The sequence below is a fragment of the Streptomyces sp. NPDC005374 genome, assembly GCF_042872225.1.
Lineage (GTDB): Bacteria > Actinomycetota > Actinomycetes > Streptomycetales > Streptomycetaceae > Streptomyces.
Genome location: NZ_JBIAKA010000007.1, coordinates 62124 through 87732, shown reverse-complemented (window position 1 = coordinate 87732; position 25609 = coordinate 62124). Strand labels below are relative to the sequence as shown.

General features: G+C 72.1%; 23 protein-coding genes. 15 read left to right on the top strand and 8 right to left on the bottom strand.

Going from position 1 to position 25609, the window contains the following annotated elements:
• Positions 1-20 precede the first annotated feature (20 nt).
• The 3 genes from ACFYRX_RS19120 to ACFYRX_RS19110 form a co-directional block, all read right to left on the bottom strand.
• Positions 21-3395, bottom strand: coding sequence for a pyruvate carboxylase (locus ACFYRX_RS19120; RefSeq protein ID WP_389101013.1), 3375 nt, complete (start codon positions 3393-3395; stop codon positions 21-23).
• Between the two features lie 135 nt (positions 3396-3530).
• Positions 3531-4319 (bottom strand): DUF427 domain-containing protein, encoded by a 789-nt coding sequence (locus tag ACFYRX_RS19115; RefSeq protein ID WP_389101011.1) that lies wholly within the window; start codon positions 4317-4319, stop codon positions 3531-3533.
• 46 nt (positions 4320-4365) lie between these two features.
• A complete protein-coding gene (locus ACFYRX_RS19110; protein WP_389101009.1) occupies positions 4366-5574 on the bottom strand; it encodes a cysteine desulfurase-like protein in 1209 nt (402 codons plus the stop codon).
• Between the two features lie 237 nt (positions 5575-5811).
• Here ACFYRX_RS19110 and ACFYRX_RS19105 point away from each other — a divergent pair, with 237 nt between their 5' ends.
• Both ACFYRX_RS19105 and ACFYRX_RS19100 read left to right on the top strand, forming a co-directional pair.
• On the top strand, positions 5812-7071 hold the full coding sequence (locus ACFYRX_RS19105) for a glycosyltransferase family 4 protein (protein WP_389101007.1): 1260 nt from the start codon (positions 5812-5814) through the stop codon (positions 7069-7071).
• Positions 7068-7841 (top strand): hypothetical protein, encoded by a 774-nt coding sequence (locus ACFYRX_RS19100; protein ID WP_389101005.1) that lies wholly within the window; start codon positions 7068-7070, stop codon positions 7839-7841. Before ACFYRX_RS19105 ends, ACFYRX_RS19100 begins: the two co-directional genes overlap by 4 nt.
• 43 nt (positions 7842-7884) lie before the next feature.
• Here ACFYRX_RS19100 and ACFYRX_RS19095 read toward each other — a convergent pair whose 3' ends face one another.
• A complete protein-coding gene (locus tag ACFYRX_RS19095; protein ID WP_389101003.1) occupies positions 7885-9051 on the bottom strand; it encodes a cytochrome P450 in 1167 nt (388 codons plus the stop codon).
• A 122-nt stretch (positions 9052-9173) separates the two neighbouring features.
• On the opposite strand from ACFYRX_RS19095, the gene ACFYRX_RS19090 reads away from it, so the two are divergent.
• The 7 genes from ACFYRX_RS19090 (at position 9174) to ACFYRX_RS19060 (ending at position 16840) form a co-directional block, all read left to right on the top strand.
• The gene (locus ACFYRX_RS19090; RefSeq protein ID WP_389101001.1) at positions 9174-10535 is read left to right on the top strand and encodes a hypothetical protein; all 1362 of its coding nucleotides are present in this window, start codon (positions 9174-9176) and stop codon (positions 10533-10535) included.
• A gap of 51 nt (positions 10536-10586) precedes the next feature.
• Positions 10587-11813, top strand: a complete 1227-nt coding sequence (locus ACFYRX_RS19085) for an AAA family ATPase (RefSeq protein ID WP_389100999.1) — start codon at positions 10587-10589, stop codon at positions 11811-11813.
• On the top strand, positions 11810-13078 hold the full coding sequence (locus ACFYRX_RS19080) for a VWA-like domain-containing protein (protein WP_389100997.1): 1269 nt from the start codon (positions 11810-11812) through the stop codon (positions 13076-13078). The genes ACFYRX_RS19085 and ACFYRX_RS19080 overlap by 4 nt, the downstream gene beginning before the upstream one ends.
• 120 nt (positions 13079-13198) lie before the next feature.
• The gene (locus ACFYRX_RS19075) at positions 13199-14119 is read left to right on the top strand and encodes an amidohydrolase family protein (protein ID WP_389100995.1); all 921 of its coding nucleotides are present in this window, start codon (positions 13199-13201) and stop codon (positions 14117-14119) included.
• Positions 14120-14214: 95 nt separating this feature from the next.
• Positions 14215-15153, top strand: coding sequence for a metal ABC transporter solute-binding protein, Zn/Mn family (locus ACFYRX_RS19070; RefSeq protein ID WP_389100993.1), 939 nt, complete (start codon positions 14215-14217; stop codon positions 15151-15153).
• Between the two features lie 5 nt (positions 15154-15158).
• Entirely contained in the window at positions 15159-15974 is an 816-nt protein-coding gene (locus ACFYRX_RS19065) for a metal ABC transporter ATP-binding protein (RefSeq protein WP_389101645.1), read from the top strand.
• On the top strand, positions 15971-16840 hold the full coding sequence (locus tag ACFYRX_RS19060) for a metal ABC transporter permease (protein WP_389100991.1): 870 nt from the start codon (positions 15971-15973) through the stop codon (positions 16838-16840). The genes ACFYRX_RS19065 and ACFYRX_RS19060 overlap by 4 nt, the downstream gene beginning before the upstream one ends.
• Positions 16841-16846: 6 nt before the next feature.
• Here ACFYRX_RS19060 and ACFYRX_RS19055 read toward each other — a convergent pair whose 3' ends face one another.
• On the bottom strand, positions 16847-17629 hold the full coding sequence (locus ACFYRX_RS19055) for a helix-turn-helix domain-containing protein (RefSeq protein WP_389100989.1): 783 nt from the start codon (positions 17627-17629) through the stop codon (positions 16847-16849).
• Positions 17630-17699: 70 nt separating this feature from the next.
• Here ACFYRX_RS19055 and ACFYRX_RS19050 point away from each other — a divergent pair, with 70 nt between their 5' ends.
• The 5 genes from ACFYRX_RS19050 (at position 17700) to ACFYRX_RS19030 (ending at position 21946) form a co-directional block, all read left to right on the top strand.
• On the top strand, positions 17700-18521 hold the full coding sequence (locus ACFYRX_RS19050) for a phytanoyl-CoA dioxygenase family protein (protein WP_389100987.1): 822 nt from the start codon (positions 17700-17702) through the stop codon (positions 18519-18521).
• Between the two features lie 14 nt (positions 18522-18535).
• Positions 18536-18808: a hypothetical protein gene (locus ACFYRX_RS19045; RefSeq protein ID WP_389101643.1), complete on the top strand. Its 273-nt coding sequence runs from the start codon at positions 18536-18538 to the stop codon at positions 18806-18808.
• A gap of 101 nt (positions 18809-18909) precedes the next feature.
• Positions 18910-20667 carry a SpoIIE family protein phosphatase gene (locus tag ACFYRX_RS19040; RefSeq protein ID WP_389100985.1) on the top strand — a complete coding sequence of 586 codons (1758 nt, stop codon included), beginning with the start codon at positions 18910-18912 and terminating at the stop codon, positions 20665-20667.
• 335 nt (positions 20668-21002) lie between these two features.
• Entirely contained in the window at positions 21003-21377 is a 375-nt protein-coding gene (locus ACFYRX_RS19035; RefSeq protein WP_389100983.1) for a hypothetical protein, read from the top strand.
• 152 nt (positions 21378-21529) lie between these two features.
• On the top strand, positions 21530-21946 hold the full coding sequence (locus tag ACFYRX_RS19030; RefSeq protein ID WP_389100981.1) for an ArsR/SmtB family transcription factor: 417 nt from the start codon (positions 21530-21532) through the stop codon (positions 21944-21946).
• Here ACFYRX_RS19030 and ACFYRX_RS19025 read toward each other — a convergent pair.
• The 3 genes from ACFYRX_RS19025 to ACFYRX_RS19015 are packed head-to-tail and all read right to left on the bottom strand — an operon-like array spanning position 21912 to position 24633.
• Positions 21912-22457, bottom strand: a complete 546-nt coding sequence (locus tag ACFYRX_RS19025) for a hypothetical protein (protein WP_389100979.1) — start codon at positions 22455-22457, stop codon at positions 21912-21914. The two genes, ACFYRX_RS19030 and ACFYRX_RS19025, sit on opposite strands and share 35 nt — an antisense overlap.
• Positions 22454-23914, bottom strand: a complete 1461-nt coding sequence (locus tag ACFYRX_RS19020; RefSeq protein ID WP_389100977.1) for an ATP-binding protein — start codon at positions 23912-23914, stop codon at positions 22454-22456. The genes ACFYRX_RS19025 and ACFYRX_RS19020 overlap by 4 nt, the downstream gene beginning before the upstream one ends.
• Before the next feature lie 23 nt (positions 23915-23937).
• Positions 23938-24633, bottom strand: a complete 696-nt coding sequence (locus ACFYRX_RS19015; RefSeq protein WP_389100975.1) for a response regulator — start codon at positions 24631-24633, stop codon at positions 23938-23940.
• Between the two features lie 98 nt (positions 24634-24731).
• Between ACFYRX_RS19015 and ACFYRX_RS19010 the strand changes: the two genes are divergently transcribed.
• Positions 24732-25565 (top strand): DUF3152 domain-containing protein, encoded by an 834-nt coding sequence (locus ACFYRX_RS19010; protein WP_389100973.1) that lies wholly within the window; start codon positions 24732-24734, stop codon positions 25563-25565.
• The last annotated feature ends 44 nt before the right edge of the window (positions 25566-25609 follow it).

The following is a 25609-nucleotide window of genomic DNA, read 5'->3' as shown; positions in this document are numbered from 1 at the left end:
GCGGGCGACTGCGTTCCGGCTCAGGCGATCTCGACGAGCAGGTCGCCGCCCTCCACCTGCTGGATCTTGTTGATGGCCAGGCGGGATACCCGGCCGGACTTCGCGGCGGTGATCGAGGCCTCCATCTTCATGGCCTCGATGGTGGCGACGGTCGCCCCCGCCGTCACGTCGTCGCCCTCGGAGACCGCGAGCGTGACCACGCCTGCGAATGGCGCGGCGACATGGCCGGGGTCGGAGCGGTCGGCCTTCTCGGTGGTCGGGATGTCGGAGGAGACGGCGACGTCACGGATCTGGATGGGCCGCAGCTGGCCGTTGAGCGTGGACATCACCGTGCGCATACCCCGCTCGTCGGCCTCGCCGATCGCCTCCAGCGCGATGAGGAGGCGGACTCCCGGTTCGAGGTCGACCGCGTACTCCTTGCCCGGGCGGAGGCCGTAGAAGAAGTCCTTGCTGTCCAGGAGGCTGGTGTCGCCGTAGGACTGACGGTGTGTCTCGTACTCGCGGGTCGGGGCGGGGAACAGCAGCCGGTTGAGGGTCGAACGGCGGTCCTTCTCAAGGCCGGTGCGGTCCTCGGCGTTCAGTTCCTGGACGGCCTTGGCGTCGGCGCGGCCCTGCAGCGCCTTCGTGCGGAAGGGCTCGGGCCAGCCGCCGGGCGGGGTGCCGAGTTCGCCGCGCAGGAAGCCGATCACCGAATCGGGGATGTCGAAGCGGTCCGGGCTCTCCTCGAAGTCCTTCGGTGCGACTCCGGCGCCGACCAGGTGCAGGGCGAGGTCGCCGACCACCTTGGAGGACGGGGTGACCTTCACCAGGTGGCCCAGGATCCGGTCGGCGGCCGCGTACATCGCCTCGATGTCCTCGAAGCGGTCGCCGAGGCCGAGCGCGACGGCCTGGGTGCGCAGGTTGGAGAGCTGCCCGCCGGGGATCTCGTGGTCGTAGACACGCCCGGTCGGGGAGGCGAGGCCCGCTTCGAAGGGCGCGTAGATCTTGCGGACGCTCTCCCAGTACGGTTCCAGGTCGCCGACGGCCCTCAGATCCAGCCCTGTGGGCCGGTCGGAGTGGTCGGTCGCGGCGACGATCGCCGACAGGGAGGGCTGCGAGGTCGTACCGGCCATGGAGGCCACGGCCCCGTCCACGGCGTCGGCGCCCGCCTGGATCGCGGCCAGGTAGGTGGCGAGCTGGCCGCCCGAGGTGTCGTGGGTGTGGATGTGCACCGGCAGGTCGAACTCCCGGCGCAGCGCCGAGACGAGCTTCGCGGCCGCCGGGGCGCGCAGCAGGCCCGCCATGTCCTTGACGGCCAGGACGTGTGCGCCCGCGTCGACGATCTGCTCGGCGAGCCGCAGGTAGTAGTCGAGCGTGTAGAGGCGCTCGTTCGGGTCGGACAGGTCGGAGGTGTAGCACAGGGCGACCTCCGCGACGGCGGTTCCGGTCTGTCGTACGGCCTCGATCGCGGGGCGCATCTGGCTGACGTCGTTGAGCGCGTCGAAGATGCGGAAGATGTCGATGCCGGTGGCCGCCGCCTCCTGCACGAAGGCGTCCGTCACCTCGGTCGGGTACGGGGTGTAGCCGACGGTGTTGCGGCCGCGCAGCAGCATCTGGAGGCAGATGTTGGGGACGGCCGCGCGCAGGGCGGCGAGCCGCTCCCAGGGGTCCTCGGCGAGGAAGCGCAGGGCGACGTCGTAGGTGGCGCCGCCCCAGCACTCCAGGGAGAGCAGCTCGGGCAGGGTGCGGGCGACCGTGGGGGCGACGGCGAGCATGTCCTTGGTGCGGACCCGGGTGGCGAGCAGCGACTGGTGGGCGTCGCGGAACGTGGTGTCGGTGACGCCGATGGTCGGCGACTCGCGCAGCCACCGGGCGAAGCCCTCGGGGCCCAGCTCGGTGAGCTTCTGCTTGGAGCCGGCGGGCGGCTCGACGGCGGGGGTCCGGGGCAGCTTGGAGACGGGGTCGATCAGTTCGGGCCGCTCACCGTGCGGCTTGTTCACCGTCACGTCGGCCAGGTAGGTCAGCAACTTCGTTCCGCGGTCGGCGGACTGACGGGCCGTCAGCAGGTGCGGGCGCTGCTCGATGAACGACGTGGTGACCCGGCCCGCCTGGAAGTCCGGGTCGTCGAGGACGGCCTGCAGGAACGGGATGTTGGTGGACACGCCCCGGATGCGGAACTCGGCCACGGCACGCCGGGCCCGGTTGACCGCGGTGGTGAAGTCCCGGCCCCGGCAGCTGAGCTTGACCAGCATCGAGTCGAAGTGGGCGCTGATCTCCGTACCGGCGTGGGTGGTGCCGCCGTCGAGCCGGACGCCGGAGCCGCCGGGTGAGCGGTAGGCGCTGATGCGGCCGGTGTCCGGGCGGAAGCCGTTGGCGGGGTCCTCGGTGGTGATACGGCACTGGAGGGCGGCGCCGTGCAGCTGCACCGTCTCCTGGGAGAGGCCGAGGTCGGCGAGGCTGGCACCGGCGGCGATGCGCAGCTGGGCCTGGACGAGGTCGACGTCGGTGACCTCCTCGGTGACCGTGTGCTCGACCTGGATGCGCGGGTTCATCTCGATGAAGACGTGGTTGCCCTCGCGGTCGAGGAGGAACTCCACGGTGCCCGCGTTGCGGTAGCCGATCTCGCGGGCGAAGCGGACGGCGTCGGCGCACATCCGGTCGCGCAGCCCGGGGTCGAGGTTGGGCGCGGGGGCGAGCTCGATGACCTTCTGGTGGCGGCGCTGGACCGAGCAGTCGCGCTCGTAGAGGTGGATGACGTTGCCCTGGCCGTCGGCGAGGATCTGCACCTCGATGTGGCGGGGCTCCACGACGGCCTTCTCCAGGAAGACGGTCGGGTCGCCGAAGGCCGAGGCGGCCTCGCGTGCGGCCGCCTCGATGGACTCGCGCAGCTGGGCGGGGTCCTCGACGCGGCGCATACCGCGTCCGCCACCACCGGCGACCGCCTTCACGAACACCGGGAAGCCGACGTCCTCGGCGGCCCTGACCAGCTCGTCCACGTCGGTGGAGGGCTCCGAGGAGCCCAGGACCGGCACACCGGCAGCGCGGGCGGCGGCGATCGCGCGGGCCTTGTTGCCGGTCAGTTCGAGGATGTCGGCGCTCGGGCCGACGAAGGTGATGCCCGCTTCCTCGCAGGCCCGCGCCAGTTCGGGGTTCTCGGAGAGGAAGCCGTAGCCGGGGTAGACGGCGTCGGCGCCGGCCTGGCGGGCGGCGCGGATGATCTCGTCGACGGAGAGGTAGGCCCGCACGGGATGGCCCGGTTCGCCGATCTCGTAGGCCTCGTCGGCCTTGAGTCGGTGCAGTGAGTTGCGGTCCTCGTGCGGGAAGACGGCGACCGTCCTCGCGCCCACCTCGTATCCCGCGCGAAACGCGCGGATCGCGATCTCACCACGGTTGGCGACCAGTACCTTGCGGAGCATTCCCGTTCCCTTCGGCCTGTCGGTGACGCCCCCATGGTCTCGGCAAAGACCGCTGGTGGCCATGAGAGTCAGGTCACGTGTCGGGGACCGGTTCGGGACGGCCCGCGCGGGTACGGGCGCCGTGCCCGCCGGAGGTCACTTGAGCCTTTCGGTGAACGGCGTGACCGGACGCTCCAGACGCTCCCCGTCCACGGTGATGTCGACGGCCTCGTTGTAGAAGGCGAGGAGCCCCTTGATCGCGCCGACGGCGGGCAGCGGGTCCGGATAGCTCCAGACGATGTTCGTCTCGGTCCGTGACGACCAGTACTCGGCCCAGCCCTTGTACGGGCAGCCGGTGCGGAAGTCGTTGGCGTCGAACAGATCGAGACGGACGTCCTCGCGCGGGATGTAGTACCGGGTGGGCAGGCTCGTCTCGAAGAGCAGGACGGGTCGGTGGGTGTCGGCGACGAGCGTCCCGTCGATCTCCACCTGGACATGACGGCTGCTGGGCATGGCGTCGACGCGTTTGTGCGGGTCACGGGGGTGGATGAAGATCTCTTCCTCCTCCTCGTACCAGTGGTCGAGCCCGCTGCCCCAGCGCAGGAACCACGCGAAGGCGATGTGGCCGGCCAGGTCGGCGGCCGGGAAGGTCCAGGCCGCGTTCTCCACGAGCTCGCCGTCGACCTCGAGGTCGTAGAAGACCTGTGATCCGGTGTGGCTGCCGGTCTGCGGGTTCTTCGCGGGGCGCAGCAGGTCCTCGCGGACGTCGGAGCGCGGGAAGGCGTAGAGCGGGACGGGCCTGTCCGGCTCCCATACGAGGACGGGGTGCCGGCTGTCGACGACCGTGACGTCGCCCTTGCGGCCGCGCACCCAGCGTGCGCTGGGCTCCCACAGCAGGCCTTCCGGGGTGGTCCGTACGTCTCGTGCGGTGGGGAACGTGGTCATGGGCGGCTCTCCTTCGCCGGTGCGCTCCTTCCTACTCTGCCCCGGATCACCTCGCCAGGAAATCGGACAGCCCGGTCAGGAGCCGGTCGACGTCCTGCGAGTCGTTGTAGGGCGCCAGGCCGACGCGCAGGCCGCCGGTGTCGCCGAGGCCGAGGTGACGGGAGGCCTCGACGGCGTAGAAGGCGCCGGAGGGGGCCTGGACGCCGCGCTCGGCGAGGAAGGCGTACGCGTCGGCCGTGCTGTGGTTCTCGAAGGTGAGCAGCACGGTCGGGGTGCGGTCGGCGGCCCGGGAGTGGACGGTGACGCCGTCCAGGGCGGCCAGTCCCTTGTCGATCTCCGTGCGCAGGACGTGCTCGTGGGCTTCGAGTGCGGCGAATCCGGCGGTCAGCCGCTCGCGCCGGGTGCCGGTGGCCGTGGCGTCCAGCCGGTCGGCGAGGAAGTCGACGGTCGCTGTCGTCCCCGCGAGGAACTCGTAGGGCAGCGTGCCCAGTTCGAAGCGCTCGGGGACCGCGTCGGTGGAGGGCAGGAGCTTGTCCGGGCGCAGGGTCTCCAGCAGCTCCGGGCGGGCGGCGAGGACTCCGTGGTGCGGGCCGAGGAACTTGTACGGGGAGCAGGCGTAGAAGTCCGCGCCGAGTCCGTCCAGGTCCACGAGGGTGTGGGCGGTGTGGTGGACGCCGTCGGCGTACACGAGTGCCCCCACCTCGTGTGCCAGGCGCGCGATCCCGCGGATGTCGGGCCGTGTGCCGATGAGGTTGGAGGCGGCGGTGACGGCGACGAGGCGGGTACGCCCGGACAGTACGGATCGGATGTGATCGGCCGTCAACTCTCCTTTCTCCGGGTCGAATTCGGCCCAGCGCACGGTGGCACCGGCCTGTTCGGCGGCCTGGACCCAGGGGCGGATGTTGGCGTCGTGGTCGAGGCGGGTGACGACCACCTCGTCGCCGGGCGACCAGCTCTTGGCGAGGGTGCGCGAGAAGTCGTAGGCGAGTTGGGTGGCGCTGCGACCGAAGACGATCCCCGACGGCTCCGCCCCGAGCAGGTCGGCCATGGCCCGGCGGGCCCCGGTGACGAGGGCCTCCGCGTTGCGCTCCCCCAGCGTGATCCGCCCCCGGTTCGACAGGGGCTGCGACAGGGCGTCGGCGATGGCCCTGACGACGGGCTGCGGGGTCTGGGTGCCGCCGGGGCCGTCGAAGTGGGCGGTGCCGGCGGCCAGGGCCGGGAAGTGGGAGCGGATGGCGGCGATGTCGTACGTCACGTGGGCTCCTCGGTCCGGCCGGTTCGGGAATCCCAGCCTGTCACGCCGACCGCGGGCTCGGCCTGGGCGCCGACCTCCCATCGCCCCCGCCGACGAGGCCACGTACGTCCAGGGCGGGGACAAGGGCTGTCTCACATACCCCGCATACCCGTACACGGCATGACGCCAAGGCGGCGAGGACACCACGAATGGGTAACGAAGGTCAACCGGAGGCAATGCCCGGTGGTCTAGCCCGACATGAAGATCTCTTTCCTGCTTCACAACGCCTACGGGATCGGAGGCACCATCACCACCACCTTCAATCTGGCCCAGGCCCTCGCCGAGCGGCACGAGGTGGAGATCGTCTCGGTGCTGCGGCACCGGGAGCGTCCGACCTTCGTGCTGGACCCCCGGGTCGCACTGAGATCGCTGGTCGATCTACGGCAGGACAAGGAGCACCCCTCGCATCTGAGACCGGCGCGGGTCTTCCCGCGCTCCGAGTACCGGTACGGGCAGTACAGCGAGTTGACCGACCAGCGCATAGCCGAGGCCCTCGCCACGACCGACGCCGAGGTGGTGATCGGCACCCGGCCCGGGCTCAACGTGCATCTCGCGCGCGAGGCGCCCCGCCATGTCGCCCGGGTCGGACAGGAGCACCTCACCCTGAACAACCACTCGCCCCGACTGCGTACCGCACTGCGCCGGGCCTACCGCGGGCTCGACGTGCTCACCACGGTGACCGAGGCGGACGCGACCGCCTACCGGCACCGGATGCGGCTGCCCGGCGTACGGGTCGAGGCGCTGCCCAACAGCGTGCCGGATCCGGTGCTGCCGGCGGCTGACGGCTCCGCGAAGGTGATCGTCGCGGCCGGACGGCTGGTCCCGGTGAAGCGGTACGACCTTCTCATCGAGGCCTTCGCCACGGTCGCGGCCGACCACCCGGACTGGCAGCTGCGCATCTACGGCAAGGGGGACGAGCACGACCGGCTGCGACGCCTCATAGCCGACCTGAAACTGTGGAACAACGTCTTCCTGATGGGCCCCGCGGCCCCGATGGAGGCGGAGTGGGTCAAGGGCTCGATCGGGGCGGCCACCTCCGACTTCGAGCCCTTCGGCATGACCATCGTGGAGGCGATGCGCTGCGGGCTGCCCGTGGTGAGCACCGACTGCCCCCACGGCCCCGCCGAGATCATCGCGGACGGCGTCGACGGCCGGCTGGTGCCGGTCGGGGACCGTGACGCGCTGGCCGCCGCCCTGCTGGAGCTGGTCCGGGACGACGGACTGCGCCGCCGGATGAGCCGCGCGGCCCTGGAGAACGCGCGGCGGTTCGCTCCGGCTCCCGTCGTCGAACAGGCCGAGCGGCTCCTCACGGAGGCCGTCTCGGCGAGGAGGGCGGGACGACCTGTCGTGCGGGAACGCGCGGGCGTCACTCTGGCCGCCCGGGGTTTCGCCGCGCGCGATTCCGCGCTCGCCGCGGCGAGCGGTGCGCTGCGCGTCGTACGAAAGGGGCGGTCGTGACCACGCCACGTGCCGGATGCGCGGTCGACGCGCAGGGCCGGATCACCTTCGAGGTACCTGAGGCCCACGGGCACCGGCTGCTGCTGCGGCTGCGCCCGAAGAAGGGGCAGCCCGAGGAAACCCTGCACGTCCTCGACCTGGATCCCGGCGACGAGGGCCACGCGCGTGCCGTACTGGGCGCGGATCCCGTGCTCGCGGAGGGCCGGTGGGACGTGTATCTGCTCCAGGACTCCGAGCGCACCCGTCTGCGCCCCGGTCCGCGAGACCTGCGGGCCCTTGTCGGCGGGCACCTGCGGGAGCGGCCGGGACCACTGGCCGTCCGGGTCCCCTATGTCACCAAGGACGGCTACCTGGCGGTCAGGACCTGGATGCGGCCGGCGCACGCGGAGGCCGACCGCGTCGACGTCACGGACCGGGGGCTCACCGTCACGGCCCGGCTGCACGGCGCCCCGCCGCTGGAGGACGCCGAGGTGCGGCTGCGGCTGCGGCGCGGCGCCGGCGTCGTCCGTACGCTGAGGCCGACGGCCTCTCAGGACGGGCGGGGCTTCTCGTTCACGGTCGACGACGAGGACCTGGACATCGGGATCTGGGACATGTTCGTACGGCCCGCTCCCGGTTCCCCGCAGATCCGGATCGCCCGCCTCCTTGACGACGTGGCGGACCGCAAGGCGGTCTTCGTCTACCCGGGCACCACGCTCGGAAGTGCCGTCGTGCGGCCGTATTTCACCGTCGACAACGACCTGTCCCTGGAGGTGACACGGGCCGGCTGAGGCGCGGCCGCCCGGGCCGTGGATGGCGTCGAGGCGTCAGGGGTCATCGCCAACGCACGTGCAGCGTGGGCGGTTTGCGGAAGACCAGGCCGTGCGGGGCGGCGGGGCGGCCCGGGTCGAGACGGAGGGCGGGGAGGCGGTCGAGGAGGTGCCGCAGGGCGATGCGCGTCTCCAGGCGGGCCAGGTGGGCGGCGAGGCAGTAGTGGGGGCCGTGGGCGAAGGCCAGCTGGAGACGGGCGTTGGCGCGGCGGACATCGAAGCGGTCGGGGTCGGGGAAGACGGCCGGGTCCCGGTTGGCGCCGGTCAGGGAGACGGTGACGAGGTCGCCCTTGCTGATCGCGGCCGGACCGAGGGTGGTGTCGCAGGTCGCGTAGCGATCCACGACGGCCGCGCCGGGTTCGAGACGCAGCGACTCCTCGATCGCACCGTCGAGCAGGCCGAAGTCGGCCTGGACTAGGGCGAGTTGGTCGGGATGTCCGAGGAGATGGAGCAGCGCGTTGGTGATCATCGCCTCGGTGGTCTCGATGCCGCCGAACATCAGCACCGCGGCGTTGGAGGCGACTTCCGGCAGCGTCAGGCGGTCTGCCGCCGAGACCAGGAGCGAGGAGGAGGAACCGGATCCGGCGGTGACGGTGCTTTCCACCGCCGCCCGCAGCTGCGCGTACGCCGCCTCGCCCGCCGTGTCGCCCGCCGTGTGGCCCGCAGTGATGTCGGAGACCGTCCGCACGATGGCCTCGTACCAGGAGAGCACCGTGCCCGTGTCGGCGCCCACCAGTCCGAGTGCCTCGGTCACGACGGCCACCGCGAGCGGTCCTGCGAAGGCGCGCCGGAGTTCGGCCGTGCCCGCCGGTTCGATGCCCGTGACCAGGCGGTCGGTCTCCCGCTCGATGAACTCGGCGAAGCCGTCCCGTACTTCACGTGGGCGAAAGGGCGCGGTGAACGGGTCGCGGTGGCGGGTGTGCTCGTCGCCGTCCAGGGACAGCATGCTGGGTCCGACGACCTGCGCGGTCGAGAAGCGGGGGTCGTCGACGGTGAAGGTCCCGGCATTGCGCATCACGTCGAGCGCGAGATCTCGGCGGGTCACCAGCCAGCCGTTCAGTTCGGGCAGCCAGGACACCGGCTCGTGCGCGCGGAGTTCCGCCAGGCGCGGGTGCGGGTCTTGGGCGAGTTCGGCCAGCGTGGTGGCGGCGCCGAGCGGGAATTCGATCACGTTGCAGGCTAACCCGGCGGAAAAGGCGTGGCGGATGAGCGTGGGGAGGCCTTACGCTCCAGCACGATGACGACTCACACTCCTGAACGATGGGGGGTCCCGTCCGCGCAAGGTGAGTGCTGATGCTCCCTTCGATCGCGCACGAGGATTTCCGTACTTCCTTCTGGCCGCGCGTGCGCGAGTACGCCGTGCCGGCCTCCATGATCGAGACCGCGACCGTCCGTCGCCGCGCCGGGGACTGGGCGGGGGCGTGTGCCGCAGCGGGCTTCGACGTCGATCTGAACCTCCGTGCCGTGGCGCGTGGTCACGGCCGGGAACTCGCGGCCCGGATCCGGGCCGACCTGCGCTCCCTCGCTCCCGACCTGCTGCGCTGGCACATGCCGAGAGTCGCTCCGGACGGGCTGCTGCGGCCGGGGCTGACTGTGCCGCTGGCCCGTTACGACACCGACGGCGGCCCCGCGCATCTGGTGGTCCGGACCGCGCCCGCCTGGGCGGACGCCGGACAGCGGATCAGCCTCTCCCTGTGGTCCCGCTCCGCGGCCGACGCCGTACGGCATCCGCATCCGCGCCCCCACCGACGGTTCCGTCTGGACCTGCACCGGCATCTGTGGGACGCGGGCCGGGCCGGTGAGCTGCAGGAGCGGGCGGGGGCAGGTCCGCCCGGCGCTCAACTCCCTTGGGAGGAACCAGAGTTCCTCGCCTGCGTGCCGTACGGCTGTGCCGTCGACCGATGGGTGGCCGAGGCGCGGATCCTGCTCGGTGACGAGGGCCGGTCCGCCGGACGCGTGCTGGTGCGCTGCGGCGGACGGCGTCGGCTGCTGCTGGAGCTCGCCGCGGACGACGCCTCGATACGCACGCCGACGCCCGCCGACACCACCGGCAGGCTCCCGGTCCTGCCCGACGCGGCGACCTGGGTTCTCCCCGACCTCGAACTGCTCCGCACCGGCGCTGTCGAGGCCGATCGACTGCACCCCCTGGTCGCCGCCGCACTGGTGCCGGACCACGCGGCCACCGGACCGCCCCGAGCTCCCGAACAGGCCGGACAGCCACGGCTCGTGGAGTGCCGGGGCGCCCAACACCGGATCGGTCTGGTCGAGGGGGTACTGGCCCCGCTGGACCACGACCCGGCCGAGATCCGACGGGAGGAGCTGCTGGTCGCGCTGACCGGCACGCCGCTCCCCTGTCTGCGGGCCATCGACGAGGCACACCGTCGACCGCACAGCTTGGACGGTGTCCGCGAACGTCTGGCGCACGGCGACACCGCGGGTGCGCTGGCCGTCGTGGAGGAACTGCTCGGGCCCGAGGCGCTGCTGCGCACCGGCCCCCTGCGCGACGAGCTGGAGGCGGCCGCGCTACGACGGGTCAGCTACGGCCTGTTCAGAGCGGGGCTGGCAGGACCGGGCCCCGCCTGGTTCCGCCCCCGTCTGAACGGCCGTCACTCCCATGGCCACCGCACTCACCCGCGCCACGCGACCGCCCGCTGAGAGTTCCCTCTCCTTTCTCTGCGCCCACTCCTAGCCACAAGGTGATCACCCATGCCCACTCACGCTCCTGCTCCTGCTCCAGTCTCCCAACTCGACATCGCCGCCGACCTGTTGACGCTTCTTCGCGACTCCACGACCGAACCCCGCCCCGACGACCAGCTGGAAGCCCTCACCCTGGCCGTGGCCGCCGATCTGCCCGTACTGCTGTGGGGTGAGCCGGGCATCGGCAAGACGGCGGCGCTGACGCAGCTCGCCGCGACCCTGGACCTGCCGCTGACCACGGTGATCGCCAGCGTCCACGAACCGTCCGACTTCTCGGGACTGCCCGTGGTCGGGGACGATCCCGCGACCCAGGGCGTGCCGATGGCCCCGCCGGACTGGGCGGTCCGGCTGGTGCGGGCCGGCCGGGGACTGCTGTTCCTGGACGAGCTGTCCACCGCGCCGCCCGCCGTGCAGGCCGCGCTGCTGCGCCTGGTGCTGGAACGGCGGATCGGCGCGCTCCGGTTGCCGCCCGGGGTGCGGATCGTGGCCGCCGCCAACCCCCGTTCCTCGGCGGCCGACGGCTGGGAGCTGAGCCCGCCGCTGGCCAACCGGTTCGTCCATCTCCAGTGGACCCACGACCACGAGGTCGTCGTACGCGGGCTCGGCGGGACCTGGCCCCGGGCCACCCTGCCACGGCTCGACCCGCGCAGGCTTCCGGAGGCCGTGGACTTCGCCCGGCGCGCGGTGTGCGGGCTGCTCGCCGCGCGTCCCACGCTCGTGCACCGGCTGCCCACCGGGGAGACCCGGCGGGGCGGGCCCTGGCCGTCGCCCCGGAGCTGGGACATGACGCTGTCCCTGATCGCCTTCGCGACCGCGGCCGGCTCCTCGCGGGACGTGCTCTCCTCGCTCGTCCGGGGCACGGTCGGGGACGGCCCCGGGCTGGAACTGCTGGCGAGCCTGGACCGGCTCGACCTCCCGGACCCCGAGGAGGTGCTCGCCGATCCCGCGGGGGCGGTCCTGCCCGAGCGGGGAGACCTGCGGCAGGCGGTCCTCGACGGTGTGGTGGCGGCCGTACGTGCCCGTCCGGACCGGGCCCGCTGGGACGCGGCCTGGGCGGTGCTGGTCCGGGCGCTGGAGACCGGAGCCCCGGACCTGGTGGTCGTGCCCGCCACCACGCTCGCCTCGCTGCGTCAGGAGGACTGGGACCTGCCGGAGGCGATCGACAGGTTCGCCGGGACGGTGGCGCTGTCCCGGCGGGCGGACCGCGCGGCGCTCGCCGCCGAGGCCCGCCGATGAGCACGGACACCCGCGAGCGGACGGGCGGACTGGACCGGGACAAGCTCTTCGCCGCCCGCCTCCACGCCGCCCGGGTCCGCCCCTATCTGGCCACCGCGCTCTTCGCCCTGCACACCGTCGAGTCGGGGCAGGTACCGACGATGGCCGTCGACCGGCACTGGCGGTGCTATGTCTCGCCTGCCTTCGTGGACCGGATGCCGGTGGAGGAGCTGGCGGGCGTGTGGGTGCACGAGGTGTCGCATCTGCTGCGCGACCATCACGGGCGCGGTGACCGGGTCGCCCGGGAACACGGACTGACCGGGGTGGGAGACCGGCTGCGGATGAACATCGCCGCCGACTGCGAGATCAACGACGACGTGTACGGCGACGGGCTGGTCCGGCCGCGGGGTGCCGTTCTCCCGCATCGCCTGCGGCTGGACGCGGGACTGCTGATGGAGGAGTACCTGAAGGACATCAGCCTCGGGCCACTGACGCTGGACCTGTCCTGGCTGGACTGCGGCAGCGGCGCCGACGGTCTGGAGCGCGAATGGGACCTGGGCCCCGACGGCGCCGACGGCTTGAGCGAGCAGGAGCGGGACGCGGTCCGCTTCCGGGTGGCACAGGGCATCAAGGCGCGCCCCGGCAACGCCCCGAAGGGCTGGCGGCGCTGGGCGGAGGAGGCGTTCCATCCGCCGCAGCCGTGGCGGGACCTGCTGGGCGCGGCGATGCGCTCGGCGGTCTCCGGGGCAGGTGCGGGCGACGACTACAGCTACGGCCGTCCCTCGCGGCGCTCGGCGGGCGTGCCCGGCGCGGTGCTGCCGAGCCTGCGGCGCCGGCCACCGCGGGTGTGCGTGGTCATCGACACCTCCGGTTCGGTCAGCGACGACGAACTGGGCAGCGCGCTCCTGGAGGTCACCGCCATCTCCCGTGCCGTGGGCGGCCGTCGTGACCTGGTCCAGGTGCTGTCGTGCGACGCGGCGGCCGGGCTCGCGCGTTCCCTGTGCCGGGCCAAGGGCATCCCGCTGGTGGGCGGCGGCGGTACGGATCTGCGCGCGGGCTTCGACAGGGCACTGCGCTCGCGGCCCCGGCCGGACGTCGTCGTGGCCCTCACCGACGGTCAGACGCCCTGGCCGAGCGCGCGGCCCGCGTGCCGTACGGTGATCGGGCTGTTCCCGCGCGATGGGGCGAGCTGGGCTGCGAGTGAGAACGATCCCGAGTACGTGCCGAGGTCACCGCCCGCATGGGCCCGGGTGGTGGAGATCGGCTCGGTGTCCGGTACGCGGTGAGCGGCGGGCAGGCGGCTGCTTCCACGTCGGCCACGGGGTGGACGTGGAGGCGGTCGGCCACGAGATCATGGGGGCCTGCAATGTCCGGAGCACATTGCGCGCCCGGGCGGGAGGAGCGTCATGACCAATGTCGACGTGCACCAGCATCTGTGGAGCCCCTCGCTGGTGACGGCCTTGAGGTCGCGCCGTGAGCCGCCGTATCTCGACGGCTGGACCCTGTATCTGGACGGTGAGCCGCCCTACGAACTCCCGCCCGCCGACCACGACGTGGCCCTGCGTGCGGAGCTCGCCGCCGCCGACGGCCTCGGCCTGGCGCTCGTCTCGCTGTCCGCGCCGATCGGCGTGGAGTGGCTGCCCGGGGCCGAGGCGCGGCCGCTGTTGGACGCCTATCACGAGGGCGCGGTCGCGTTGCCCGAACCGTTCGGGGCGTGGGCCGCCGCCAATGTGCGGGACATCGATGCCAAGGCGACGGCGCAGGCCCTCGACCAGGGGTTCGTCGGCCTCCAGCTGCCCGCGAACGCCCTTGCGGACGCCGCCGGTTACGCCAGCTGCGCCCCGCTGCTGGATCTGCTGGAAGAGCGCGGCCTCCCTCTCTTCGTCCACCCGGGACCCGCGGCCGGCGGCTCCGAGGGGCCCGGCTGGTGGCCCGCGATGGTCCCCTACGTCCAGCAGATGCACGCCGCCTGGTTCGCCTTCCGCGCCCACGGCCGGCCCCGCCACCCACGTCTGCGGGTGTGCTTCGCGCTGCTCGCCGGACTCGCCCCGCTGCACGGGGAACGGTTCGCCGCCCGCGGAGGCGGTGTGACGACACGGCCGGACCCGTTGGTCTTCGTCGAGACCTCTTCCTACGGTCCCCGGGCGGTCGAGTCCGTCGTCCGGGCTCTCGGCGTGGACGCGGTGGTCCAGGGTTCGGACCGGCCGTACGCGGAGCCGCCGCAACATCCCGGGCACGGTCTGGGCGGAGCGGCGGCCTACGCCTTCCGAATCGCCAACCCGCGGCGGCTGCTCACCGAGGCCCCGGACCAGGGGAAAGTCAATTAATGGCAACGATTTTCATATAACAGCCACCGGACCTGTTTACGACAATCATTTCCACCTAGCGTGAGGGGGCAATCAGAACCGCGCTTGGAGGATCCATGCTCACGTCCCCGTCCCGCCGTCTGGCGCTGCTCGCCGGCGCCTCCGTCGCCCTGTTGGCAGGGTGCGGCAGTTCCACGGACTCCGGGAGCGACGGGAGCGCGTCCGCGGCCCCGGCCGCGGCGTCCAAGGTCGCCGTCGTCGCCTCCACCAACGTGTACGGCGACATCGTCTCGCGCATAGGTGGCGACAAGGTCTCCGTCACCTCGGTCATCAGCGACCCCGACCAGGACCCGCACTCCTACGAGGCCAGCACCCAGAACCAGTTGGCCCTGTCGAAGGCGAAGGTCGTCGTCGAGAACGGCGGCGGCTACGACGACTTCGTGGACCGGATGTTGAAGAGCGGCGGCAACTCCTCCGCCGAGGTGATCAACGCGGTGAAGGTCTCCGGCCACACCGCCCCCAAGGGCGGCGAGCTCAACGAGCACGTCTGGTACGACTTCCCCACCGTCGCGAAGGTCACCGACCGCATCGCCGCCGCCCTCGGCAAGGCCGACCCCTCGAACGCCGCCTTCTACACGAAGAACGCCGAAGCCTTCAAGGCAGACCTGAAGCCGCTCGAGGCCAAGGAGGCGCAGATCAAGAAGGAGCACGCCGGTGCGGCGATCGCCATCACCGAGCCCGTGCCGCTGTACATGACCGGGGCGAGCGGCCTGGTCGACAAGACGCCCGGCGAGTTCAGCGAGGCCATCGAGGAGGGCACCGACGTCTCCCCCAAGGTCCTCCAGGAGGCGCTCGCCCTGTTCTCCGACAAGCAGGTCGAGGCACTGGTCTACAACGCGCAGACCTCGGGCCCGCAGACCGAGAAGTCCGAGCAGGCGGCCAGGGCGGCGGGCATCCCGGTGGTTCCGGTGACGGAGACCCTGCCGAGCGGCAAGAACTACCTCACCTGGATGACCGGCAACGTCGACGCGCTCGCGAACGCCCTGGCCAAGTGAGCCCGATACCCCCGCCCGTATCCCCGCCCGTGATCAGCCTGCGCGGCGCCGCCCTGTCCTACGGCGCCCGCACGGTCTGGCAGGGTCTCGAACTCGATGTCCGGCCAGGGGAGTTCCTCGCGGTACTGGGCCCGAACGGGGCGGGCAAGACCAGCTTCGTCCGGGCCCTGCTGGGCCGACAGCCTTTGTCCGCCGGGGAGTTGACGGTCCTCGGCCGCGCTCCCCGTGAGGCGGCCCGGCACATCGGGTACGTCCCGCAGCAGGCGACGCTGTCGGCGCAGGCGATGCTGCGCGCCCGCGACCTCGTGCGGTTCGGCATCGACGGGCACCGCTTCGGCCCGCGCCTGCGAACGGCCGCCGTGCGCAGGCGCGTCGACGAGATCCTCGCCTCCGTAGGCGCCTCGTCGTACGCCGACGTGCCCGTCGGCATGCTGTCCGGCGGTGAGCGTCAGCGCGTCCGGATCGGGCAGGCGCTGGCGACCGATCCCCGGATCCTGCTGTGCGACGAGCCGTTGCTCTCCCTGGACCTCCATCACCAACGCGCCGTCACCGAGTTGGTGGACGCCCGCCGCCGTTCCCACGGCACGGCGGTGGTGTTCGTGACTCACGAGATCAACCCGGTGCTCGACCTGGTGGACCGGGTGCTCTACCTGGCCCCCGGCGCCCACCGCGTCGGTACTCCCGAAGACGTCCTCACCTCCGAGTCCCTGTCCCGGCTGTACGGCACCCGGGTCGACGTCGTCCACGTGCACGGCCGGGTCGTGGTGGTCGGCGCCCTGGACGAGCACGCGCACCACGTGCCCGAGGAGGTCCACCCATGACGGTCTGGCACGAGCTGTTCAACTTCCAGGACTACGGCGAACTCCTCGCCCTGGTCCGCAACTCCCTCATCGTCGGCGCCGCCCTCGGTCTGGTCGGCGGCCTCGCCGGGGTCTTCGTCGCGATGCGCGACCTGCCGTTCGCGGTGCACGGCATCAGCGAGCTGTCGTTCGCGGGCGCCTCCGGAGCGCTGCTGCTGGGCATGAACATCGTGGCGGGCTCGATCACTGGATCGCTCCTGGCGGCCGGGGCGATCGGCCTGCTGGGCAGCCGCGCCCGTGACCGCAACTCGGTGATCGGCATCCTCATGCCGTTCGGACTGGGTCTCGGGGTGCTCTTCCTCGCCCTGTACAAGGGCCGTGCGGCGAACAAGTTCGGCCTGCTCACCGGTCAGATCGTCGCCGTGGACACCCCGCAGACGACTTGGCTGCTCATCACCTCCGCGGTGGTCCTGATCGCCCTCGCGGTGATGTGGCGCCCGCTCACCTTCGCCAGCGCCGACCCCGACGTCGCGGAGGCCCGCGGTGTCCCGGTGCGAGGGCTGTCCTTCGCGTTCATGATCGTGCTGGGGCTCGCGGTGGCCCTGTCGGTCCAGGTCGTGGGCGCCCTGCTGGTCCTGTCCCTGCTGATCACCCCGGCAGCGGCCGCGGCCCGCGTCACCGCGTCGCCGGTCCTGCTGCCCCTGCTCAGCGTGGTCTTCGCCCTGGTGTCGATCGAGGGCGGCATCCTGCTGGCCCTGGGCAGCAGCATCCCGATCAGCCCCTATGTCACGACGATCTCGTTCGTCCTCTACGTCGGCTGCGGCGCGGTCGGCAGATACCGCACCCGCCACCGGGACACCCTGCGAACGGTTCCGGTGCCCGCCTGAACCGGCTCATCCGCTCCGCTCCCGGACCGCGCGCGGGGACGCGCCGAGCTCCTTGCGACACGTCTTGTTGAACGCCTGCAGGTCGGGGATCCCGACGGTCGCCGCGATCGCCGGGATCGCCAGCGTCGAGGCGATCAGCAGGTGCCGGGCGCGTTCCATGCGGCGGCGCCGGATGTGGGCGACGACCGTCAGCCCGGTGTCCGCACGGAACAGCCGGGTCAGGTGGGTGTGCGAGACCCCGGCGACACGGGCGATGCCGGGAACGGTCAGGGGGCCTGCCAGGTGCTCCTCGATGTGCGCGATGGCCGTGCGCAGTGCGGGGTGCCGGGAACCGGGGCGGCTCTCGGCGGCGCCGGTGAGGCCGGTCGTGCGCCACAGCACCGTCCACAGCTCGGCGGAGGCCCGTACCGGGGACTGCGCGCTCGCCGCGAGGGTCTGCCGCAGCAGCCCGCGCAGGACGGCCGCGTCCGCGCCGGCGTCCTGCATCACCGGCACCCGGCGCCGCTCGCCGTCGCCGGGCAGCCGGAAGTGGGCGTACAGGTGCTCGCAGCGCGTGGCGTCGTAGTGGAAGTGCACCTCGGTGTCGGGCGGGACGAGGCTCAGGTGCCCGGGGCGGATCGGGTGCCGGGAGCCGCCGAGTTCCAGGGTGCCGGAGTAGCCGTAGAGGTGGAGCTGCCACAGCCGCGGGAGCCGGAACACGTCGTGCGGGCCCGTGGAGCCGTGCACGCCGACGCCCGCGTTCTCCACGTGGGGCGGCCGGTCGAGGGCCAGGTCGACATGGCGCGTCATGGTGGAAAATTACCAGTGGTCGTCGAATACACCCCACGACCGCTGGGGCGGAAGTTCCTACGGTTGCCGTATGTCAACCACACCACAGCTGCTGAGCTCCGCCCAGGTGGCGCGGTTCGTGGCCCACGGATTCCTGCGCCTGGACGGCGTCGTGCCTCCGGAGACGAACGAGGAGGCGTTCGGGGTCTTCGCCGCCGGGCTGCCCGCCGTGCCGTACGGCACCCCTGTGCCGAAGGCCTTCCCGGAGGGTTCCTTCGCCCGCCGGCTCCTCGAACTGCCCGCCGTCGCGGGCGCGTTGCGGAGTCTGGTGGGTCCGGATCCGGATGTCGACCACCACTTCGTGCACACCCGGGCACCGCGCGAGGGCAGCGCGCAGGCGCTGCACGCGGACGCCGTCATCGATCTGCGGCAGGACGCGTTCGACGTGCAGCTCATGTACTACCCGGGGGAGGTCACCGCCGAGATGGGCGGCACGCTCATCGTCCCGGGCAGCCATCTGCGCCGTACGAACGAGTCCGACACCGGCCGCTACCAGAACCTGCTCGGCCAGACCCGGCTGACCTGTCCGGCCGGCACGGTCGTCCTGCTGCACCACGGGATCTGGCACGGCGGCCGGCGCAACGACAGCGACACCGTCCGCCACATGTACAAGATCCGCTTCAACCCGACCGTGCCGCAGGTGCGGCTGTGGGACACCGCGGACCTGGACGCTCCGGCCGTCCGCGAGGAGCTGGGGCGCGGTTTCCCCTGGTACGAGGCGGCCACAGGCCGGCTGGAGATCCTCAACCGGATCAGGCTGTGGCGCGCCCTGTCCGGCGATCCCGACTTCGACATCGACCACTGGGCCACCCGCATCGCGAACCGGCCCGGCGCACAGAGGAGCAAGGCGTGAGCGTCCCGAACACCGTGCGCCAGCAGGTTCTCGTCCTGTACCTGGACACCTCCGCCCTCGACTCCCGGGTCGTCGGCTGGGCCCGCTACGACGGCACGGGCGCCACCCGTCCCACGACCGGGGACAGCGACGAGCCGCCGTACGGGACGGGCGTGGCCGCCCTGGAGGACGGCTGGCGGCTGTTCCAGGCCGCACCGCTCGTCCCGCCGTATCCGGGGGCGGAGCACGAGACGTCGTTCCTGAAGCACGAGTTCTTCTTCGAGAAGCTGGTCGATGGGGGCCTGTAGGCGACGGATGAGATGCAGCTCATAGCTTCGAGGGCTCGAATGTGGTCCAATACGCCATAAGTATGACGAATCGGACTCCATTCTTCGAGGAATCACACCTGATGACCCACCCCCGCGTGTCCGCGCGTTCGGCTCCCTTCCTCCCTTCGGAGACCCTTCGGGAGCTGTCGGAGGCGGCCCGGACGGCGGGGGCCGGGCAGGTGCCGGCCGAGCTGTGGACGGCTCGCCGGTTCCTGGACGGGACGTCGGCGGCCGTCGCGGTCCTGGACACGGAACTGCGCTATCTCTACCTGAACGACGCCCTGGCGGACGTCAACGGGCTGCCCGTCGAGGAGCACCTCGGGCGTCCCATGCCGGAGGTGATCCCGGGCTCCGGGGCATCGGCGGAGGTGGCGCGCGAGGTGCTCCGCACCGGCCGGCCGCAGACCGTGGTGTTCGACAGCCGGGTGGCAGTCGACCCGGCGGACGTGCAGCGCTGGTGGCTCGGCGCCTTCCACCGGCTCGACGGCGAGAACGGCGAGATCCTCGGTGTCGCCGCGGTCGTGATGGAGGTCACCGAGGGCATTCGGCAGCGCGAGTCGCTGCGGCGGGCCCAGGAGCGCCTGGAGCTGCTGGAGGAGACAGCCGCCCGGGTCGGCGGCACGCTGGACGCGGCCGCCGCCTGCCGGGCGCTGACCGATCTGCTGGTGCCGCGGTTCGCCGACTACGCCGTCGTGGACGTGCTCGACCCCGAGGGCACCCGCAGGCCCCCGGCCACCCCCGTCCCGGTACGGCTGCGCCGCATGGCGGTGGCCGCCGCTCCCGGCATGCCCGAGCCGCTCACCCCCGTGACCAGAAGCGGCGAAGTGATATTCCACCAGGCGACCTCCTCGATGGCCCAGGTGCTGACCGAGCACAAACCCGTCGTGCTCAACCGTCCCGACGACGACACCGTGCGCCTGCTCGCCCCCACGCGGCAGCGCCTGGAGCGCTACCGGGCCCTGGAGCTGCACTCCGTGGCCTATCTGCCCCTCATGGCCGGCGGCGAGCCCGTCGGGGCCGTCATCGTCGGGCGCAGAGCGGACTCCCCCGAGTTCACGCAGGACGACGTCGAGCTGCTGGAGCTGCTGACCTCGCGGGCCGCGACAGGCATCGGCCACGCCCTGCGCTACACCCACGAGCACGAGACCGCGCTGGAGATGCAGCGCGCCTTCCTGGCCACTCCGCACACACCGGGACCCGGCGTGGAGATCGCCAGCCGCTATCTGCCCGCCGGGCGGGGCGCCGAGGTCGGCGGGGACTGGTTCGACGCCGTCGCCCTGCCCTGCGGCCGCACCCTGCTCGTGGTCGGGGACGTCATGGGGCACGGGGTGCGCGCCGCGGCGGCCATGAGCGAGTACCGCTCCCTGCTCCGCGCGCTGGCCCTGCAGGGGCTCGCCCCCAACCGGCTGCTCACCGAGGCGGACCGCACCGCCAACGCGCTCGACCTGGACCGCGTCGCCACCTGCGTCCTGGCCCTCCTGGACCCCGTCGCCGGACACGCCGTCCTGGCCACCGCCGGCCATGTCCCGCCCCTGCTGGTCCGGCCGGGCACCGCCCCCGAGCTCGCGGACCTCCCCGTCGGCCCTCCCCTGGGCACGGGCTTCGGCGGGTACGACAGCCGGCTCTGCCCGCTGCCGCCGGGGACCCTGCTGCTGGCCTGCACCGACGGGCTCGTGGAACGGCGCGGCGAGGACATCGACATCGGCCTCGCCGCACTCACCGCAATGCCCATCACCTCCGCGCACGCCCTCCCGGACGTCCTCGACACCGTCCTGGACCGGCTGGCCCCGGCCGGCTCGGAGGACGACATCACGCTGCTGGCGGCGCGCACGCTCTGAGCGCGGCTCGGACCCTGGTGGACTTCAGGACGCCGACCTGTCCGACCTGGGCGAAGGCGGGCCCGACGGGCGACCGGGACGTTCAGCGGCGGTCGTCCCCGGGCAACGGATCCTCGCGGCGGCGGCCGCGGACCGCACACCCCGCAAAGACGTCATCTTCGGCCCCGGGAAAGGCAGTTGTGCCCGGCAGACGGTCTCGCCGGGGTGGCGTTCAGTCAACGGGGGACAGTCCCGAAGACTCCCGTCCCCGACCACCGCGACGCGCATACGGTCCGGCCATCCGGCGGTCGGGCCCAGCGTGGCCCGCCGCGAACCACAGGCACTAGGGAGGCCCCGTGGCGAGTGTGGAAGTGTCGTTGAAGGAGATGCTGGCCGGGACGGAAGGGGCGATGGCGGCCGCGGTCGTCGACTACACCAGCGGAATGGCGCTGGGCACGCTCGGCGGCAGCAAGGACCTGGACATGACGGTCGCGGCGGCCGGCAACACCGACGTCATCCGGGCCAAGGTGCGCACCATGGAGCAGTTGGGACTCAAGAGCAGCATCGAGGACATCCTGATCACGCTCGGCAGCCAGTACCACCTCATCCGCCTGGTGACCGGCCGCAACGGCAACGGGCTGTTCCTGTATCTGGTCCTCGACAAGGCTCGCTCGAACCTGGCCATGGCACGCCACCAACTCAGGCGTGTGGAGGAGCAGTTGGAGATCTAGGTTCGTCCCGGTCGGGGATGCCGCGCGCCCGCCATGTGAAGACTTCTTCAAGTCGCCACATCCACATGAGTCCAATCCGTGGCCGCCAGGCGTCCCCGACCAGCAGGATCGGCATCGACGACCCCGTACCGTGCGGCAGGGAGCGAGCACCCATGCACGTCCCCCTCTACCAGGCCAAGGCGGACTTCTTCCGCATGCTCGGCCATCCCGTGCGCATCCGCGTCCTGGAACTGCTCCAGCACGGGCCCGTGCCCGTCCGCGACCTGCTCGCCGACCTCGACATCGAGCCGTCCAGCCTCTCCCAACAGCTGGCCGTACTGCGGCGCTCCGGCATCGTCGTGTCCATCCGGGAGGGCTCCACGGTGAGTTACGCGCTCGCCGGCGGCGACGTCGCCGAACTGCTGCGCGCCGCCCGCCGCATCCTCACCGAGCTCCTCGCCGGCCAGAACCAACTCCTCACCCAGCTCCAACAGGCCGACACCCCCGTACCGTCGAGTCCCCCGCCACCACCCGGATCCCCGGCGGGAAACCTCCTCACGGACCGGGGCAGTCCTCGTCCGACCCCCTGACCCTGCGACCACCGCCGTAGACCACTTCGGCGGTGACCGGGTCGGCGGACGGACGGGTGAAGCGGTACGCGGCGGCAGCCGTGCAGACCACCTGTCGCAGGCCGATGTCGCTCAACGGGCCCATGCCCTGGGGCAGTCGGATCGACAACGCGTCGCCCTTCGCCGTCACCGTCGGCTCGTCCGGCGGCGGTTGCCCGGTGGAGTCGGCGGTGGCGGGCGGGAGCGCCATGGAGGTCGGCAGCGCCGGGATCTCGGTGGAGATGTCCTCGCCCGAACGCCCCTCCCCGGCCATCGGACCGGCCAGCAGCAGGCGCAGCGCCGCCGCGGGGTCGCCGGGCCGTTCGGTCGTGCGCGGCATGGCGACCAGTCCGCCGCCGTTGACGAAGTAGACCGACGTGATCGGCAGGGTTCCGCTCGCGGGACCGCCTGCCTGCACCACCCCGGTCGCGGGGATCCCGCAGGAGGTGAGCGCGAGGAGCGTCAGCGGCAGGACGCGGTGCAGGGTCTTCATGACGGGTTCTCCTCGGGCGACTCGTCCCGCCGCAGCGGAAGTTCCACGGTGAAGACGGCTCCGCCCGCCGGGTGGTTGGCCGCGCGGACGGTGCCGCCGTGGATACGGACGTTCTCGGCGGTGATCGACAGGCCGAGGCCGCTGCCCTCGGAGCGGATCCTGGCGGTGTCCGACTTGTAGAACCGCTCGAAGACATGCGGCAGTACGCCGTGCGGGATGCCTGGGCCGCTGTCCCGAACCTCGATGACGGCCACCGCGTCGGCCGCGCTCAGACGCACCTGCACCGGGCGGGCGCCGTGCTTCAGCGCGTTGCCGACCAGGTTGGCGACGATCACGTCGAGGCGGCGCGGGTCGACCCGTCCGCGTACCGCGTGCGGGGGCGGCAGTTCGGTCCCCACGGTGTCCGTCCAGCCGCGGGAGGCGAGGGTGCGCCGGATCGACTCGGCGAGGTCGATCTCGTCGAGGTGCAGCACCGCCGCGCCCGCGTCGAAGCGGGAGATCTCCATCAGGTCGTCGACGAGCCGGGCGAGTTTCACGGTCTCCTCGCTGATCAGGCGGACCGCGGTGGCCGTGTCCGGGTCCAGCCGGGCGGCGTCCTCGTCGAGGACGTCGGTGACCGCGGACATGGCGGCGAGCGGGGTGCGCAGTTCGTGCGAGACGTCCGCGGCGAAGCGGCGGGCCCGGGCCTCCATCTCGCGCAGCTCCGCCACCGACGTCTCCAGGGCGGCCGCGGTCTCGTTGAACGTGTGGGACAGGTCGGCGAGTTCGTCGGAGCCGTTGACCGCGAGCCGGGTGTCCAGACGTCCTTCGGCGATCCGGCGGGTGGCGTGCCGCAGTTTGCGCACCGGCACGAGCACCCCGCGGGCGGCGAGGAGGGCGAGCACGACGGCGAGCACCAGGGCCGCCACCATGGCCCGTTCGACAGCGGTGACCAGAGCATCGACGTAGGCCTGTTCGGTCGTCTGCGGCACGACCAGGAAGACCCGTACGCCGGTGACGGCCCCCGACTGGTCCGGGGCGCCGAACGCGATCGACATGCCGACGACGAGTGAGGTACGGCCGCCCTCGCGCACCCGCTGGAAGACGGTCGCCCGGCTGGCGTCGACCGCCTCGCGCAGGGCGGGCGTCACCTCGGTGAAGGCGTCGCCGGGCACGGAGGAGCCGCTGCGGTCCCCGTAGGTCACCAGCACGCGCCAGCTTCCCTGCGCCTCGGTGTCCGCCACCTTCTCCGCGAACCGCCGCAACGCCGACTCGTCCGGCGGATGGCCGAGTTCGGCCGCGTGCTGGTTGAGCTGGGCCCGCAGTTGCCGTATGACGGCGTCCTGGCTCTGCTGGAGCACTGCGGTGCGCGCCTCCCGGAAGGTCAGGGCACCGGTCGCGATGGCCGCGACGGCGGCGACCAGCCCGAAGGCCACCACCAGACGGGCACGCAGTCCGCGCAGCCTGCGGGTCCGCACGGCGCCACCCAGCCCGCGCCCCCTCACGGCGCCGCGAAGCGGTAGCCGAAGCCGCGCACGGTGTGGATGTAGCGAGGTGCGCGGGGCGGCTCGGACATCTTGGTGCGCAGTCGTTTGACGCAGGCGTCCACCAGACGGGCGTCGCCGTGGTAGTCGTGCTCCCAGACCGCTTCCAGGAGTTGCTGGCGGCTGAACACCTGGCCCGGTGAGGCGGAGAGGGTGAGCAGCAGCCGTAACTCGGAGGGGGCCAGGGCGATGTGCTCGCCGTCGAGGGCGACGGTCAGGCCGGCCCGGTCGACGGCCAGGTCGCCGTAGGTGTCGATCTTCGGCAGGCCCTCGGCGCCGGGCGCGCTCCCGGCCGACCGGCGCAGGACGGCGCGTATGCGCGCGTCGAGCACGCGGGCCAGTACGGGCTTGACGACGTAGTCGTCGGCGCCGGCCTCCAGACCGACAACGATGTCCACTTCGTCACCCCGTGCCGTCGCCATGATGATCGGCAGGGTCTGGTCGACGGCCCGGATGCCCCGGCACACGTCCAGTCCTGTCATGCCGGGGAGCATCAGATCGAGGATCACGATGTCCGGCCGGAAGGACCGCAGCCGGTCCATCCCCTCCTCACCGGTGGCGGTGGCGGCGACGTCATGGCTCAGACGGCGCAGGGCCAGGGCGACCCCCTCCCGCACGGCGGGGTCGTCTTCGATCAGCAGTACACGTGGCATGCGGACAGTATCCACAGGGACATGACCACAACGAGCGTTATTGGTTCGTTACCTTCCGGGCCAGGTCCGATCACATGGCGATCACATCGTGAACGACCGTGACAGCGCACAAACAGAACCGCACCGGCCACCGTCGCCGCAAGCGCTCCGAGCGGAGCGTGAAGAGGCAACTGACGGGCGGCCTGGCCGCGTTGGCGGCGTTCGCAGCCGTCGGTGGCGCGGTGGTGGCGTGGCTGCCGTCCGACACGGAACGGCCGTCCGCGGCGCCCTCACCTGCCGCGAGCCCTGAGCCGCAGGGGACGACCCAGCCACCGGAACCGTCTCGACCCCCGTCCAGCGCTCCCCCCAGACCTTCCACGACGCCCCTCCCCGAGAGCGGTCCCGGGACCTTCGTCACCGCGTCCGGCGGGAGCGAACGAGTCGGCAAGGGCACGCCCCTGCGCTACCGGGTCGAGGTGGAGAACGGCATCACGATCACGCCCGCCGATGTCGCCGCACAGGTCGAGCGGACCCTGGCCGACCCGCGCGGCTGGACGGCCGACGGCCACTCGGCGTTCCAGCGGGTGTCGAGCGGCCCCACCGACTTCGTGGTGCGCCTCGCCACCCCGGCGACCGTCGACAAGATCTGCGCCGAGGGCGGCCTGGACACCGGTGGCACGGTCAACTGCAGCGTGAACCACATCGTGATGGTCAACCTCAGACGCTGGGTGCTGGCGACCGAGTTCTACCCGAAGGACGTCGTCGGGTACCGCTCCCTGATCATCAACCACGAGGTGGGCCACTTCCTCAGCCACGGCCATGTCACGTGCCCGGGCAAGGGGCAGCCGGCCCCGGCGATGATGCAGCAGATCAAGGGCCTGCTCGGCTGCGTCCCCAATGTCTGGCCGTACGACAGCGACGGCCGTCTCCTCACGGGGCCCGCCGTCCCGTGACGTCCTGATCCCGCCATGGATACCGCCATGGCTCCCCCCGTTGA